The organism is Oceanospirillum beijerinckii DSM 7166, from assembly GCF_000422425.1.
Lineage (GTDB): Bacteria > Pseudomonadota > Gammaproteobacteria > Pseudomonadales > Halomonadaceae > Oceanospirillum > Oceanospirillum beijerinckii.
Genome location: NZ_AULT01000069.1, coordinates 1 through 16,769 on the forward strand (window position 1 = coordinate 1; position 16,769 = coordinate 16,769).

Consider the following 16,769-nt stretch of genomic DNA (forward strand, 5'->3'; position numbering starts at 1 on the left):
CCCACACGAATTATCTGACTAAATTTTTAAAGAGCTTGTTGAGACAAGCGCTTAACTTGCTCAACCGAGGCGACGCATTCTACAGCATTCAAACCTCTTGTCAACAGTGATTTGAAATTTATTTTCAAATCATCTTTTTCAAAAAGGTTAAAAACTTTTGAAAAATCAGACTGTTGCGGTGCTGTTTGAGGTCTTACCCCGTGACAGCGAGGGCGTATTATACGCACGGAAGACCAAAGCACAACCCCTATTTTCACTTTTTTTGTAAAAAAGTTTCAGAATTACCAAATCGGGCTTCGAGTATAGGACTTAAAGCAAGGCAATGAAGAATACAAATACAACAGTTAACAAAATGATGGGACGCCATTACACCCTTGCAATGATAGATGTGGATCACTTCAAAAAATTCAACGATACCTATGGCCACGATGTTGGAGACCTGGTGCTTAAGATGGTGGCACACCAGATCAGCCCGGTTAATGGTGGCGGTAAAGCTTATCGCTATGGCGGCGAAGAGTTCACCACCGTATTTGCCAACAAAAGTATAGAAGAGACTCTGGATCACCTGGAAGATGTCCGAACCAGTATCGCAAGTAAAACCATGCAGTTATCGCCAGAAACAGTTGAGCAGCTCAATGGAACGCCCGGCAAAGGTAAAAAGAAAAACCACTCCGGTGAGGTGTCTGTTACCATCAGCATAGGCGCAGCGGAACGCAGCGAAGCACTAGAAACAAACAGAACAGGTACTTAAGGCCGCCGACGATGCGCTTTACCGCGCTAAATAAAGCAGGCCGCAATCAGGTGAGTTGTTAATGACCGGAAGACTGATCGTCACCCCTTTTAATACGGATACCCTGTTAGCTAGCCCTCTGATGGTTAAGGATGAGCTGGTTACCAGTTACAATTTACCCCCCAAGGACTTTCTCAGCATTATTATTGCGGAGCATGAGCAACTGGAATTGCGTAAAGCTTACTGGGGCTATACTCCTCCCTGGCTGAAACAGCTTGATAAGAGCCCTTACCTGGCCCGCTGTGAAAGCCTGAAGGAGAAAGCCATGTTTAGGGATAGTCTGCAAAAGCGCTGCCTTGTCCCTGTATCCGGTTATTACGAGTGGAAGCAGTTTACCCGCCAGAAACAAGCCTATGCCATCCGTCGCGGGGAAAATCGTATCTTTTTCCTGGCCGGAATATGGATTCGCTATCCGACATCGGAGTACACCTTTTATGATACCTTTGCGCTACTGACCACCGCGAGCAATCGTTTTATCCACAATGTCAGCGAACGCATGCCGGTGATTATTCCAAAGGAACAGTATCTGGATTGGCTAACTGGCACAGAAGAACAGGTCAATGAGCTTTTAACACCCATGCCAGAGGACTATCTGGATTATTACCCTGTATCGCCTCTGGTTAACAACCCAGCCAATGCATCCAGAGCCGTTGCTGAAGCCAGCGGCAAACGTTTCAGGTTCCAGGCTTGAAAAACAAAACCTGCGAACCCAGACCTGATACCACAGTCAAAGTCAGATAATCTATTTCAGACTTAAGTAAAAGAGGAAATACAATGCCAAACGCGGTACGAATGGTATTTGCCTTATTTTTTATGTTTTTTCTAACAGCGTGCAGCCTTATGCCAAATCAGACATCAGAACAGATCATCAAGAGCAATAACGATAAACGGGAATATCGCGCCTTTGTGCTGGATAACCAACTGCCCGTAATCGTGATCTCTGACCCAACAGCCGATAAAGCCGCTGCGGCGATGAATGTCTCTGTTGGTAGCGGCAGCGACCCACAAGAGTTTGCCGGTTTAGCCCACTTTCTGGAACACATGCTATTTCTGGGTACCGAAAAGTACCCGGAGCCTGGCGAATACCAGAGCTTTATCAGCAAGCATGGTGGCAGTCATAACGCTTTTACTTCTTATGAAGATACCAACTACTTCTTCGAGGTCGACAGCGAATACCTGCAACCGACATTGGACCGTTTTGCTCAATTCTTTATCTCACCACTGTTTAGCGAAGAATATGTTAAGCGTGAGAAAAATGCGGTGCATTCAGAGTATCAGTCCAAGCTGAGAGATGATGGTCGTCGCCAGTTTGATATTTTGAAGCAAGTTCTGAATCAGGCGCATCCTTACAGCAAGTTCAGTACCGGCAGCCTGGAAACACTGAAAGATAAAGAGATCAGTGCTCGCGATGCGATGCTGGCGTTTTATCAACAACATTACTCCGCCAACCGCATGTCTTTGGTTATTCTCGGCACAGAATCCCTGGATGAACTTGAACAACTGGCACGTACACAGTTCAGTGCCGTAGAGAACCGCCAGGTGGCTACCACCGAGGTAACAGAACCACTGTTTACTCCGGGCTCCCTGCCAGCCAAACTGGGTATCAAACCCCTTAAGGCACGCCATGAGCTAAAGCTGCAATTCCCGATACCTTCAACACAAGAATATTTCCGTGAGAAACCCACCAGCTATCTGGCCAGTCTGATTGGGCACGAAGGGGAAGGCAGCCTGCTGTCCTATCTGAAACAACAGGGCTGGGCGACAGGCCTATCTGCAGGACGCGGCCTGGGAACAAAAGAAACCAGCCTGTTTACAATTGGTATCAGCCTGACCGAGCAAGGCTTCCAGCATCAACAAGAAGTGATCAATGCGATATTTGGTTATATCCAGTTACTGCAAGCGAAGGGCATTGAAGCCTGGCGCTTCGATGAGCAACGTATCCTCTCTGAGCAGGAGTTTAACTTTGTTGAGCAGGGTTCGCCGATCCATTACGTCAGTACCTTAGCTTACAATATGCCACGTTACCCAGTGAGCGAGATACTGCACGCTCCATACGCCATGGAACAGTTTGATGCCAAGCTGATTCAAGAGTATCTGGACTATCTGCAACCGAAAAACTTGCTGATCACACAGGTCAGCCCGGACCTGGATACCAACCTGGAGTCCCCTTGGTTCCATGGTGAGTACCGCCTGGATAGCTTTGATGCTAACAGTATCAAACCATTAGATAGTTCAGCATTTACCTTACCGAATGAAAACCCTTTTATCGCTCAGAATCTGCACCTAAAAAATACGGAAGATAGCCGCAGCATTCCTCAGAATATTAGCACCAGCGATAAATACGTACTCTGGTTTAAACACGATACCGAGTTTGAAACTCCTAAAGCCCAGCAATACTTTAGCCTGCAATCACCACTGAGCGCTCAATCAGCCAAGAGCGCAGTAATGACACAGATGCTGGCCAGTTGGTTAAAAGAAGCCAGTAACGAGTTTGCCTACCCAGCCAAGCTGGCCGGTCTGGATTACACCGTTTACAAACATGTACGCGGCCTGACCTTACAATTGGGTGGCTACGATGAGAAACAAAGCCTGCTGCTGGATAAGCTTCTACATATCTTAACCAGCGATAAGATCCAACCCGAAAGCTTTGCTTTGGTTCGTCAGAGCTTAATAAAACGCTGGAAAAACGCAGACAAAGCCCAGCTCTATCATCAGATCATGGGTGAAGCTTCCGCTATTTTGATGGCTCCGGATTGGCACGAGAAAGAGCTGCTAGCCGCGATCGACGATGTGACTCTGGAGCAGCTGGAAGCATTCCGTAGCGAATTCCTGCAACAGCTGTATATCGAGAGCATGATTGTTGGCAACCTGACTCAAGAGGAAGCAGAGCGCAACCTGCAGCAGGTAAAAGATCAGCTGAAACCAAGGCTCAATAAAGATCAGGTACCTGGCTTTACGATCCTGTCTCTTACCGACCACGCCCTGCAGCACCAGCCAGAGATTGAACATAACGATAACGCATACCTGCACTACTTCCAGGGGCGCGATAATTCGATTGAGGAGCAAGCACGCTGGATGCTGATGGCACAACTTCTGCAAAGCCCTTACTACCATGAGATGCGTACCCAGCAGCAACTGGGTTATATCGTCTTTGCCAGTTTTCACCCAATGCTAAAAACGCCAGGCCTGAGCCTTCTGGTGCAATCACCAAGCCATACCCCGGAAGATATTGCCCAGCGAAGCGAAGCCTTCCTGACAAACTTTGCACAGCAACTGACACAGATGCCAGAACAGGAGTTTGAACAGCAGAAGGCAGGCTTACTGGCGAACTTATTGGAAAAAGACGACCACCTACAGGCTCGCACTCAGCGCTTCTGGCGTGATATGGCTCTGGAATACACCGACTTTAATCGCCGTGAGTTATTAGCTCAGGTCGTGCAGTCCCTGTCTCAGCAAGAGATTGCCGAACTATTCCAAAACCAGCTGGTCGATAATCCAGATCGTCAGCTGACCGTCAGCTATAAAAGCGGTGAGAAGACCTTCACCCAGGCCAATGAACTGGCCAAACAGCTAGTCCCTATGGATCAACTGTAACCCTTGATAAAAGGGCTCTTGCGGACAAGAGCCCTCTAAAGGCGATAGAGTCAAAAAAGATCAACCAATACGCTTTAAGAAAAAGGCATCATCCAGATCAGGGAGTAAGGGCCTCTTATTCCTCCCGCCCCTCTCGTCGTTCAATAAGCAGAAAGTAAGCACAAGGGGCTAACAAGCCCATCAAGGCAATCGCACTCAGCATACCCTCGGGGCTACTGTCATAGCTATGCCCTACCCAGATTCCGACCACAGCGGCGCAACTCATCTGCAAAAAACCAAACAGTGCCGATGCGGTCCCTGCCATATGGGCAAATGGAGCCAAAGCTCCCGCCATAGATTGCGGCATAATCACACCCACGCCGCAGCAGAAAAAATAGATAGGCATAAACACCGGCAAAACCTGATACCACTCCAGCATCACCACACTGGAGATCACCACACCGGATAACAATACCGCTGCCAGACCCAGCTTCACCAGGGTATCCAGGCCTAAACGTCGACTATAACGTCCTGCCAGAAAAGAGCCCGTGATATAGCCCACAATAGCGACCAGAAAGAAATAACCAAAGTACTGTTCCGGCACCTGAAAATAGTCGATCACCACAAAAGAAGAGCCGGAAATAAAGGCAAACAAGCCAGAATAGGCAAAAGCACAGCTAAAGACATAACCCATGTAATGAGGATTACGGAGCAGTGCCCCATAGTTTGCTAAGGTTGGCTTTAAACGAAAGGGCTGACGGTTTTCCTGGGGCAGTGTTTCAGGCACTTTAAAGGTAAATATCAGACTTAAGGCCAGACCATATAACACCAGCAAAATAAAGATCGCCTGCCAATCAAACCAGAGCACCAAATAACCGCCCAGCAAAGGTCCGATAGCCGGTGCCAACGACATGGCTGATGCCACAAATGACAATAGCCGTGCAGACTCCAGTGGAGAATACAGATCCCGGATCATCGCCCGTCCCAGAACAGGCCCGGCACACCCCCCCAGCGCCTGCAGAAAGCGCCAGATTATCAGCGCCTCTATACTCTCGGCAAAGGCACAACCCAAACTCGCTAACGCAAACAACAACATTCCACCAGCAATAACAGGCTTACGACCAAAGCGATCGGCTAATGGCCCATAGATCAACTGTGACAGTGCGAAACCAATCAAGAAACTACTCAGAGTCAGCTGCACCTGATCCACTTCAACGGAAAAAAACTCCATCATAGCGGGCAGTGAAGGTAGATACATATCGGTAGATAACGGCCCCAGAGCAACCAACAGGGTAACCAGCACAATCATCACTCTGGAACTTAACACCATGACACCACCTTTTACTCACTCAGCTTGGTTACAATCCACCGTGAATCAGCCTTGCCGCTCTCCAATCTTGTGATCAGGAAAGACGGGGGTTAACCGACTGATATAAAAACACTGTTATATAGGAGCAAGATTCCGATATCCGTACCCTTTTTATAGGGACAATATGACTGACAAAAGTTTTTAGCGAACAAAAAAAGGGGGTAGCAGAAATAACAACGCCCCTAAAAGCCAAAGCCTTAGGGGCGTAGATGTTAAAGCAGCACACTATCTCAAAGAGACCTTAAACGCCTGAAAGCCTCTTAAACACCTTAATTATAAAGAGCCTTAAAGGCAGCTTAAAACAAATGAGACGGCACCAGCGACTCCACATACAGCACCAGATCTTCCAAGATATTCTGATCCCGTGGTGTCAGCTCAGTTTGGCTCAACTCTACCAGGCGTTGATTAAACTGCTGTGGAGTCATATTGCTGACACTGGCATCATTGATACGCTGCCAGCGATACTCATCCCAGCGTTGCTGCTCCTCACCACTAAGGTGGCTCCGGTAATTACGGGCACGATAGCGAAAGAACATCTCATCCAAACGCGGGTCACGAAACGCTAACGTGAGCGCTCCCAACTGTTCAGGCGGGGTTTGACGTACCACTTCCATCTGATCCTTATCCTGCGGACCAAAGAAGCCGCCGCTGTACAACATCAGATCCGGATCGTACTCCTTATTGGCTGATTCAGGCTGCACAAACACCTGCTGCAATTTAGCCGCCAAATCACCTAATTGATGCAATTTATGCCAATGTTGTTCACATAACTGACGATTCAGTCCGGTACGCTTTTCAACTTCTGCATCCACCATAGAAACCGGTAGCACCACAGGACAGCGATTCAGATGAATCACCTTCAGCGGAATACGGCTTTCGGTTAACTCAGCTTGAGCAGTAAAGACGCGATGTTGAATCTGCTCTACACTCAGATCCGCCAGCACACCTGGGTCTTCCGCCAGATCAAAACAGATCACACCGTTTTTATTGGTTGGATGCTCCGCAATCGGTACCACAATAGCCGCATTACCTCGGGCCGCACCGAACATACCCGAGATATGCAGTACAGGCTTACGCTGATGGATATTCAGCTGCGCACCAACTTTGCGCTTATCCCGCAAGCTAAACAGATAATCGAACAGCTTAGGCTGCTGACTGCGAATCAGCCGTGCCATAGCAATAGTCGCGCGCACATCAGCCACTGCATCGTGAGCACCAGCATGCTCAATACCATTAGCCGCTGTCAGGTGCTCCAGCTTAAAGCTCGGCAGCCCTTCGCCATTGAGCGGCCACTCAATACCTTGTGGACGTAACGCATAAGCAGTACGTACCACATCGATTAGATCCCAGCGGGAGTTGCCGTTTTGCCACTCACGGCCATAGGCATCATAAAAATTGCGATACAGGGTATGGCGGGTCAGCTCATCATCGAAACGTAGGGTGTTATAGCCCAGAGAGCAGGTATTAGCCTGGCTCAGTTCCTGATGCACGCGAGCGATAAACTCCGCTTCAGGTAAACCTTCCTGCTGCGCTTGTTGCGGGGTAATCCCGGTGATTAAACAAGCATCCGGACTGGGCAGAAAATCATCGGCCGGTTGACAGAAAACTTCAACCGGCTCGGCGATCTCATTTAACTCCAGATCGGTGCGTATACCAGCGAATTGCGCCGGACGATCTTTTCGCGGGTCGGCACCAAAACTTTCGTAATCATGCCAAAATAACGTGGGCTGTGAACTCAAGGTTCAAGTCCTTTTTACCAGATGACCAACATCAAAAAACCGATCAAGGGTTTGGCGCAAGGCACCAAAAGCAATCAATCAGGTATTACGTGGCCAGGAAACATTAACTTCGATTTGGGAACGCTGAGGCAGCGCATGACAGCTGATCTGAATATCATCCTGTGAGGACTGAGTATAGCGTCGGATCACATCCACCAGCTCTTTTTGCAAGCGTGGTAAAAAGTCAGGCTGCTGTCTCTGCAAACGATCCTGAGACAACATCAGCTTCAGTCGCTCACGAGCAACATCGGCAGAATGCACCTCATCCCGTTCAAACAGTTTTTTGAACATTTTCATCGCCGACCTCCGAACATTCGGCTAAAAAATCCTTTCTTTTCAATTTCAGCAAAGCGCATATCTCTTTCTTCACCTAAAAAACGAGCCGTCATATCACTGTAGGCCTGACCTGCATCGCTTTCCTGATCATGAACAACAGGTATACCCTGATTGGACGCTTTTAATACTGCTTCAGATTCTGGGACAACGCCAACCAAAGGAATCGCTAAAATCTCTTCAATATCCTTTACAGACATCATTTCCGACTGCTCAACCCGCTCTGGATTGTAGCGGGTGATCAACAAGCGTGATGGTACAGCCTGCCCCTGCTCCGCCATACGGGTTTTTGAATCAAGAAGTCCAATAATACGGTCCGAGTCACGTACAGAAGAGACTTCAGGGTTCGTGACAATCACGGCCTCTTCAGCAAAATACATGGCCAGTAACGCACCACGCTCAATACCTGCCGGAGAGTCACACAAAATATAGTCAAAGTCTTCCTTCAACTCATTGATGATCTCTTCAACACCTTCCAGTGTAAGCGCATCTTTATCTCGCGTCTGTGATGCAGGCAGCATATACAGCCCATCAAGTCGCTTGTCTTTAATTAAGGCCTGAGAAAGTTTGGCTTCACCGGAAAGGACATTAATCAGATCGTAGACTACTCTGCGCTCACACCCCATCACCAGATCCAGGTTTCGCAAACCAACATCAAAATCGATCAATACAGTGCGAAACCCCTGCATCGCCAGAGCCGTACCAATTGATGCGCAACTGGTTGTTTTCCCTACACCACCTTTACCTGAGGTGATTACTACTACCTTAGCCAATGACCGACTCCCGTCATGCAGAAAATTGAGTTACGAACCTATAATCAAACGCTCATCATCCAAATAGATTTCTATCGGTCGCTCTACAGCCTCTGGCCAATCATAAGATTCAAAGGTCTGGAAAATACCGCCAATAGACACCAGCTCTGCCTTGAACTGCTGACAAAAAATTCTTGTACTTTGATCACCCTGAGCACCGGCTATACTCCGGCCTCTTAATGCGCCCCAAACATGCACATTACCATCCGCAATCACTTCCGCGCCTTCATTCACAGAACCCAATACAACCAGGTCGGTATCTTTAGCATACAACTGCTGACCAGAACGCACCGTATTACGCACAATGCGCGGAGGTTTGCGCGCAGCTATCACCTGCTGCTCCACCTTCTCACTGATCTCCCGGAGACGTCGTTCGCTTTGAGGAGGAAACCACCCAAGCCCCAAGGCCCGAGCTGACTGTTTAATAGCATCCTGAGCACAACGTACAGCTATAGGCACCAAGCCCGCTTGTTTGCAGGTTGCAACGATCAGATCCAAGGCTACACTCTCATCCTGATCCAGCTTATCAAAAGCCAATACCACAGGTGTCTGACTGAAAAATGCCGGTGCACGACGGGTCTGCTGACTCAGCTCATCCGCAATCATCAGTACATCAGCTGTAAACAGCTCTAGTGTGGTAACGGTTAAAGCGCCGCCTTTAAACTGAAACGCCGCTTGTTGCTCAGATAAGTTCAATGCCACTAACTCTGACCTTAAAAGGAGTGAACGAATGAGGTCGCTTATAAACAGTAAATTTATGTGACCAAGCTCTATTATACAAGAAGCACGGTAAATACTAAGAACGAAAGAAGCCGGAAAAGCAGATATTTGTCACAATATCCACCTTTCCGGCTTCAAAATGTTAGCGAATGGTTATCAGCACATATGCTGACCACCATTGATTGCTAAGTTAGAGCCTGTGATAAAGCCTGCTTCATCAGAAGCCAGATAAGCCACAGCACCTGCAATTTCCTCTGGTTTACCAAAACGTCCCACCGGAATACCTTCCATAATGGAGTTACGAATTGGCTCATCAATCTTCATAATCATATCAGTGGCGATATAACCTGGAGAGATTGTATTCACCGTGATGCCCTTACGCGCAGTTTCCTGAGCCAGCGCCTTGGTGAAACCGTGCATACCCGCTTTAGCCGCGGAGTAGTTAGTCTGCCCCATCTGGCCTTTCTGACCATTGATGGAAGAGATATTGATAATACGGCCGTATTTGGCCTCCAGCATATTATCCAGACACGCCTTGCTCATATTGAACACACTGTCCAGATTTACCTTGATCACTTCGTGCCACTTTTCCCAGCTCATCTTTTTCATGAAGCCGTCACGGGTGATACCCGCATTATTGACCAGCACAGAAATAGGCCCCAGACGCTCGACCACTTCCTGACACGCCTGCTGACAGGATTCAAATTCACCCACGTTGATATGACTGATTTCGAAATCATAGCCCGCCTCTTTCTGCTGATCTTTCCAGGCTTTCGCTTTTTCTTCGTTAGTATAGGCCGCGACTACCTGAAGACCATCATCTGCCAGACGACGACAAATTGCAGTACCAATACCACCAGTACCACCCGTCACTAAGGCAATTTTCTTACTCATTTAAAATCCCTCTGCTTCCCTTGTGTTTTGCTTGCACCCCAATAGTTGTAAGGCTCTACAATGACAGCGCTATTACATTTTCTATGGAGTTTGATTACAGGCAGCCATTGCTCGTACGTTTTTTCGTTATTATGCTTGACATAGGTAAATTAATATCTATAATACGCCCCACGTTGATGCGGGGTGGAGCAGCCTGGTAGCTCGTCGGGCTCATAACCCGAAGGTCGTCGGTTCAAATCCGGCCCCCGCTACCAAATTTCAAAAAGCGGTTTACTTAGGTAAACCGCTTTTTTTGTTGCTCACGATTGAGAAAATAACAAATCAGTTTCTGCTTAACAAGCAAATAATGACTCTTGGGTCATATCCTTTGTTACAATAGTGTTTCTGCATATTCCACTCTGTCTGCACCACAACACTCTTTTAATCTACCGATTCCCCCTTCAATAGCACTCTTATCTGGTGATTTATCTCTCCTCCAGGTTTTTCAGAGCCCCCCTATGATGCAGACAGTTCCTCATCATCAACAAACAGCATTACTGCTGGACAGCCAGAATACTATCTCGATACAGCCACTGAGATCGCTTAACAAGCCTAAGCCCGAACCTAGTTATCTGGATGACTGCCCCGAAGAATACCCACCCGAGTTCTATGGCGAGTAGCTGATTTTCTCCATTCTGTCATATCCTGAAACCTAACCTATCTCGCAATGGAAAACTTTCCAGCTTGCATGAATCAATCAAATCGATAGAAACTGCAATAAAAGTAGGGTAATTATCCATTCGACTCTTGAATTCCGACAGAAAAAGAAATAATTTCAATAAATGTTAACTTGAGTAACTATCTGTCTATTCTCTGTAAAATTAGGAGAGCGCTATGCTCGTCACTGCAAATCACATGGATGTGTCAGAAGAGCTCAAGCTTTTGGCCAGTGCTTTTGATGCCCACCAGGCTGCAGTAATCCTGGATCGCAACGGTAACTTTATTAAGGTTAACCACGCTTTTTGCCAGCAAACGGGTTATTCGATGTCCCAACTGAGGGGACAGAACATACGTATGCTGCGCTCTTCTGAACAGGATGATGATGATTATCGCGACATGTGGCTGGCTCTGTACGAGCAAGGTCACTGGCAGGGAGAGCTGTGGCACAACCTGAAATCAGGAAAAGCCCTCTACCACGTCAATATTACCGCTGTAACAGATGATCAAGGCCACTTTACTCATTATGTAGCCTTCTATGAAGATCAAAGCGAAATCTACTACCAGCAAAAATTGCTGGAGCAAAAAGCACAACAGGAAAGCTCGCTCGGTATTCTGATGGCACTCTGCCTGGACGATCTGCCTATGCAGGAGTTCTTAAATCAATGCCAAAGCCAACTCATGTTAAATCATAATTGGCAATGGAACCTGCTGGGCCTGTATCAAGTTAGTAGTATTGGCTTACAAACCATGGTGCAGCATGGCGTCTGCCAGAACAACCAATGCAGCAAACTCCCCGTAACTCTGAAATTATGTCAACAAGTACTGGGACAGGGCCTACCCAAAGAGCTTGCCCTGGACAGTGAAGACAACTCTTTCTGTCGCATCGAGCATAGCCACACTCTTTACGCCGTGCCATTAAGCCAGAACAATCAACCCGCCGTAATTGTTATTAACCTGCCCAACCACATCATTCAGACCCAGGAACAAAAAGCCTTTGTCCACCGCATTATTCATATTCTTGGCATGGGTATAAACAAGCGCTTAACCGAGCAAGCCCTAATCGAAGCTAGAGACAGAGCAGAGCAAGCCAGCCGGGCTAAATCCCAACTGCTGTCCAGTGTCAGCCATGAGTTGCGCACCCCATTAAATGCTATCCTGGGTTTCAGTCAGCTTTTACTGGATGACGACCTCAATACACATCAACAGGAAAATATTACAGAGATTCACACCTCTGGAAAGCATCTACTAACACTGATTAACGACATTCTCGACCTGGCCCGCATGGAGTCAGGTCGCATGAAGCTCCAAACCGAGTCCCCTCCTGCCAATCAACAGCTGAAAGAAGCCGTCAATGTAGTTCAGCACCTGGCCACTGAACGGGACATCCAAATTCATATGACCACTCAACCAGAACTTCCTGAAATTCTGGCCGACCGTATTCGTCTGAAGCAGATCTTAATCAACCTACTGTCCAATGCCATCAAGTACAACGAAGAAGGTGGTCATATCTACCTGAACCTCGAACTCAACAGTCGAAACAGCTTGCGCTTTTATGTCGCCGATACAGGTATCGGTATTGATGATCACAAGCAACAGCAGCTATTTCAGGCATTTAATCGACTGGGGGCAGAGAGTACTCCAACAGAGGGCACAGGCTTAGGCCTTGCAATATCCAAACGGTTAGCTGAAATGATGTATGGCCGCATAGGCTATCAGCCTCGCAGCCCCAAAGGCAGCGAGTTCTGGCTTGAACTTCCCATTACCGAGGCAGAACCACAAAACCTGAATACTGATACCCCGGCCCATTTCAATATTCTATGTATTGATGACGACCCCATTCACCTGCGCTTACTGGAAGGCGTACTGCAACAGCGTGATGATATCCGTCTGTTCACTGAATCCAATGCCAGTTACGCCATTGATCTGGCACTCAAGCAATCACTGGACCTGATCTTATTGGATATGCATATGCCCGATCTGACCGGCCATGAGGTGCTGGAGATTCTGCAAGCAAGCCCTAGAACAGCAACAATTCCCATCGTTGCGATCAGCGCCGAAAACCAGCCCGACTTTATCAATCAAAGCTTACAGGCAGGCTTTACAGAATACCTGACCAAACCTCTCGCCATTGAAAAACTGCTAATGCTGATCGACCAGCTGCAGGATGAACAACGCCAGCTACTGTTCAGTAGCGACTAATACAGTTCATTTTTATGCACTGAAAAAAAATTCCTGCAAAAAAATGAATCTTGTCTATAGTTAATCATGTGAAACGAATAGTGATTCACTATGAAGAAAACGCCCACCCGGCGTAGGTTATATACCGTAGTTAGAAGAGCAACTTTCCTTTCACTACAGCCATACAGGATAAAAACAAGTAGCGTGATATTTTCTCTGGCGGGCCTGCTTCTCTAGTCTGCCAGAGCGTTCAAGCGATCCGGAGGGAGCGTTATGTTAGAGGAGATGCTCACAGCGGTACACGGGCAATGTCCTTATTGTGGGTCGGCACTGGATACAGCCGTAGACACAACAGGAGGTGATCAAGACTACTATGAAGACTGCCAGACCTGCTGCGCTCCTATTTATGTATCAATCAGAGTTAATATGGAGGGTGAACTGTTAAGCGTTGAATTAAAAAGAGAGGATGAATCCTGACTTTAACTCAACCGGTTCCCAACGTAAAACAACCGGTCAACCAACTTAACTCAATGGTTGTTTTTTCCTGAATAAAGTCCCGCTTAACACAAGCGGGACTTTGCTTTCAGAGTGCTCCAATGCCCAATGCCCAATGCCCAATGCCCAATGCCCAATGCCCAATACAATATTTTAGCAAAGCATTATCAGCATCCTTCTTGATTAATCTCGAACCCTTACTTCGTTCCTTGATTGTTTATACCTATCAAAAAGATTTAATGAATCCATTAGCCGCCAACCTGCAACTTCCCTAAGCTAACACTCAAAGTCAGATTCAGACTCTGTTAAGCTTGCCTCACTATAGTGAGTACAACTGACCCGCCAGCCATACCGATGCCAATCTGTAAAAACTGATCCGCAGAAGTAAGCCGCTGCCGTAAGTTTTCTGGTCAGGTACAAATAGCGTTTTGATATAAGATGGGCACTGGCATTTTATTCCCTTGCCCCCATATAAATACCCAGAAAAACAGACATCTAAAGTGAAAACCCTGCGGGGTTTGTCAGGAGAACATCATGAGCGAAAGCCGTCACGAAAAACTGATCATCTTAGGTTCCGGTCCTGCAGGTTACACCGCTGCAGTTTATGCCGCCCGCGCTAACCTGAAGCCAGTCATCATTACAGGTATGCAGATGGGTGGTCAGCTGACAACAACCACAGATGTCGATAACTGGCCTGGCGCATTTGACGGCATCCAGGGTCCCCAGCTGGTTGAAGATATGCGCAAACACGCTGAGCGTTTTGATACAGAGATCGTGTTCGACCATATTAACGAAGTAGAACTGAGCCAGCGCCCTTTCACTCTAAAAGGTGACAGCGGCACCTACACCTGTGATGCGCTGATTATTGCGACCGGCGCCAGCGCTCAATACCTGGGCCTGCCAAGCGAAGAAACCTTTATGGGTAAAGGTGTATCCGCTTGTGCCACCTGTGATGGTTTCTTCTACCGCAACCAGGAAGTGGCTGTTGTCGGTGGTGGTAACACCGCTGTTGAAGAAGCACTATACCTGTCCAACATCGCTAAGAAAGTGACACTGATTCACCGCCGTGACAGCCTGCGCTCCGAGAAAATCCTGCAGGACAAACTGTTCGAGCGTGCTGAAAACGGCAATATCGACATCATCTGGAATCACACACTGGATGAAGTCCTGGGTGATGAACAAGGTGTCACCAGCCTGCGCCTGAAGAGCACTGAAAGCGGTGAAACTCAAGAGATTGATGTCATGGGCGTATTTATCGCCATCGGTCATAAGCCAAATACAGACATCTTTGCAGGTCAGCTGGAAATGAAAGACGGCTACCTGAAGGTTCAATCCGGCCTGGAAGGCAACGCAACACAAACCAGCGTAGAAGGTGTTTATGCCGCAGGTGACGTAATGGATCATATCTACCGTCAGGCGATTACCTCTGCAGGTACAGGCTGTATGGCTGCCCTAGATGCGGAGCGCTTCCTGGACGGTCAGGGCTAAAACTTGATCCAGTGCTGATTACCTTCTGGTAATAGCCCTGCGTGATACCACGCAAAAGCCTCTGCCACGTCAGTGCTGAGGCTTTTACTTTTATATGCCAATCCTCCCCCCACAATCGCCATATAATATTTTCACTATTCCGCATAAACAAACAGTCTCTTACCAGGATATAGAACCCGTCCCCCTGCACTCCAAAATCAATACTTGCTTATATTTTTATCAATGATGCCGATAAAAAAATTAGTTGAAGCAAAGCAACTCAATTCACTTAAAAAACGGATTGCACGAGGTGATTTATGGATATCAAACCTTCCCCTCCTACCAATGGAGTACCTGCAACTAAGGCTCCGGTAAAGATAGCAAGCGTACAAGCTCAGCAAGCGATTCAGGCCTCTGAGCAACGTAATACCTCATCAATACAACTCAGTTCAACCAGCCTGATTAAACAGGAAGACTTTGATCAGGCCGTAAAAGGTATACAAAAAGAAGCCTTGGAAGCCTTCACAAGGGTAGAGCAAGGCTATTTTGGCATTAGTGCTAAAATTGATGTCGGGCGCTACAACCTGTATCTGGTCGACCAGCAAGTAGAGTCCCTGCAAAGCCAATACGGTGCCGCTCTCGATACCGACACACTCAAAAAGCAATTGATTGATAGCACGGGTATCGTCACTGAAAATCCACTGAAAGGCTCAAAGCGTAAGGACTTTTTCTATGATCAGACAAGCTTCTATTATCTGAAAGAAAAAGATGTACAAACGCTAACCGATATTTATATCTATGCCAAAGAAAATAATCTGGATACCGAAAAAGTCGATAACCTGAGCTCCATGCTCGGTGCCTATCGCATGGATGAGGTCAAATACCCTGGTCTTTTTTACCCTGATAAACGCAAACCCTATGACCCAGAAGTCGTGGAGCAAGCCAAGGCGATCTATTCCAATGACGGTACAGGGGTTGCTCAGTTTGAACAGGGTTTTCTGGACTACGCACTTAACCCGGAAAAAAACCTGCGCATCTTTACCAGGGTGGCCGATTTGGACTTTCTTGAACAAATTACCGGCACTGGAGATGGTGAAAAGGCCTTTCTGCATACCCCGCTGTATAACCTTGGTGATGGTGCAGCATTAAGACCTGAGGGGCGACTTAAAGCATTAAAAGAGGCCTTGGAAAAAGATCCGCTTGAGATCGATACCAGTGACTTATCGCCAGAAGAAGCGATACGGCACTACCTAACGCAATGGTTGGAAACACAGCTGGTATCTGACTCTCAGTCGGATTCACCTATGCAACAGTTGATCGCCGATCTGTGGGGTGGTCTAATAGATGTAACCAGTCCAGTTAAGGATAATTCCATTAACTGGAGAGAAAATAATGACCAGAAAAAGTTACACCAAAGAATTTAAGCTGGATGCCATTTCATTGGTACTCGAACAGGATTATAAAGTCGCTGAAGCAGCCAGAAGTCTTGAGATCAATGACAATATGCTCAGACGCTGGATCAAAGAGCATCAGGCTCAGGATGAACAGGCCTTTCGGGGCAATGGTAAGCTAACAGATGAACAGCTGGAAATCCGTCGCCTGAAAGAGCTGGTGCGTCGTCTTGAGATGGAGAAAGATATCTTAAAAAAGGCGACGGTCTT

General features: G+C 47.3%; 15 protein-coding genes and 1 tRNA gene. 10 read left to right on the plus strand and 6 right to left on the minus strand.

Features of this window, described 5'->3' with window-relative positions; translation table 11 throughout:
* Positions 1–322 precede the first annotated feature (322 nt).
* The 3 genes from H579_RS0117450 to H579_RS26245 all read left to right on the plus strand — a co-directional run bounded on the left by H579_RS0117450 (position 323) and on the right by H579_RS26245 (position 4,384).
* Positions 323–751: a GGDEF domain-containing protein gene (locus tag H579_RS0117450; RefSeq protein ID WP_028301756.1), complete on the plus strand. Its 429-nt coding sequence runs from the start codon at positions 323–325 to the stop codon at positions 749–751.
* Between the two features lie 61 nt (positions 752–812).
* Complete coding sequence (locus tag H579_RS0117455; RefSeq protein ID WP_028301757.1) at positions 813–1,481, plus strand: SOS response-associated peptidase; 669 nt, start codon at positions 813–815, stop codon at positions 1,479–1,481.
* A gap of 149 nt (positions 1,482–1,630) precedes the next feature.
* Positions 1,631–4,384: an insulinase family protein gene (locus tag H579_RS26245; RefSeq protein WP_169449721.1), complete on the plus strand. Its 2,754-nt coding sequence runs from the start codon at positions 1,631–1,633 to the stop codon at positions 4,382–4,384.
* A 115-nt stretch (positions 4,385–4,499) separates the two neighbouring features.
* Here H579_RS26245 and H579_RS0117465 read toward each other — a convergent pair whose 3' ends face one another.
* The 6 genes from H579_RS0117465 to phbB form a co-directional block, all read right to left on the minus strand.
* Complete coding sequence (locus H579_RS0117465; RefSeq protein ID WP_036566594.1) at positions 4,500–5,693, minus strand: Bcr/CflA family multidrug efflux MFS transporter; 1,194 nt, start codon at positions 5,691–5,693, stop codon at positions 4,500–4,502.
* 335 nt (positions 5,694–6,028) lie between these two features.
* Positions 6,029–7,471 (minus strand): exodeoxyribonuclease I, encoded by a 1,443-nt coding sequence (gene sbcB / locus H579_RS0117470; RefSeq protein ID WP_028301759.1) that lies wholly within the window; start codon positions 7,469–7,471, stop codon positions 6,029–6,031.
* A gap of 78 nt (positions 7,472–7,549) precedes the next feature.
* Positions 7,550–7,807 carry a cell division topological specificity factor MinE gene (gene minE / locus H579_RS0117475; protein ID WP_028301760.1) on the minus strand — a complete coding sequence of 86 codons (258 nt, stop codon included), beginning with the start codon at positions 7,805–7,807 and terminating at the stop codon, positions 7,550–7,552.
* On the minus strand, positions 7,804–8,616 hold the full coding sequence (gene minD / locus H579_RS0117480; protein ID WP_028301761.1) for a septum site-determining protein MinD: 813 nt from the start codon (positions 8,614–8,616) through the stop codon (positions 7,804–7,806). Before minD ends, minE begins: the two co-directional genes overlap by 4 nt.
* A 30-nt stretch (positions 8,617–8,646) precedes the next feature.
* Positions 8,647–9,357 carry a septum site-determining protein MinC gene (minC, locus tag H579_RS0117485; protein WP_028301762.1) on the minus strand — a complete coding sequence of 237 codons (711 nt, stop codon included), beginning with the start codon at positions 9,355–9,357 and terminating at the stop codon, positions 8,647–8,649.
* A 174-nt stretch (positions 9,358–9,531) separates the two neighbouring features.
* Positions 9,532–10,269 (minus strand): acetoacetyl-CoA reductase, encoded by a 738-nt coding sequence (phbB, locus tag H579_RS0117490; RefSeq protein ID WP_028301763.1) that lies wholly within the window; start codon positions 10,267–10,269, stop codon positions 9,532–9,534.
* 177 nt (positions 10,270–10,446) lie between these two features.
* On the opposite strand from phbB, the gene H579_RS0117495 reads away from it, so the two are divergent.
* The 7 genes from H579_RS0117495 to H579_RS0117525 form a co-directional block, all read left to right on the plus strand.
* Positions 10,447–10,523, plus strand: a tRNA-Met gene (locus H579_RS0117495).
* A gap of 243 nt (positions 10,524–10,766) precedes the next feature.
* On the plus strand, positions 10,767–10,928 hold the full coding sequence (locus H579_RS29205) for a hypothetical protein (RefSeq protein ID WP_157834651.1): 162 nt from the start codon (positions 10,767–10,769) through the stop codon (positions 10,926–10,928).
* Between the two features lie 214 nt (positions 10,929–11,142).
* Positions 11,143–13,167 (plus strand): hybrid sensor histidine kinase/response regulator, encoded by a 2,025-nt coding sequence (locus H579_RS28070; RefSeq protein ID WP_051227807.1) that lies wholly within the window; start codon positions 11,143–11,145, stop codon positions 13,165–13,167.
* 264 nt (positions 13,168–13,431) lie between these two features.
* Positions 13,432–13,623, plus strand: a complete 192-nt coding sequence (locus tag H579_RS26255; RefSeq protein ID WP_036566597.1) for a CPXCG motif-containing cysteine-rich protein — start codon at positions 13,432–13,434, stop codon at positions 13,621–13,623.
* A gap of 552 nt (positions 13,624–14,175) precedes the next feature.
* Positions 14,176–15,129: a thioredoxin-disulfide reductase gene (gene trxB, locus H579_RS0117510; RefSeq protein WP_028301764.1), complete on the plus strand. Its 954-nt coding sequence runs from the start codon at positions 14,176–14,178 to the stop codon at positions 15,127–15,129.
* 296 nt (positions 15,130–15,425) lie between these two features.
* A complete protein-coding gene (locus H579_RS0117520) occupies positions 15,426–16,532 on the plus strand; it encodes a hypothetical protein (RefSeq protein ID WP_028301765.1) in 1,107 nt (368 codons plus the stop codon).
* Positions 16,498–16,769: IS3 family transposase (locus tag H579_RS0117525; RefSeq protein ID WP_028301766.1), on the plus strand; the 272-nt coding region annotated here is incomplete at its 3' end. The genes H579_RS0117520 and H579_RS0117525, both read left to right, overlap by 35 nt.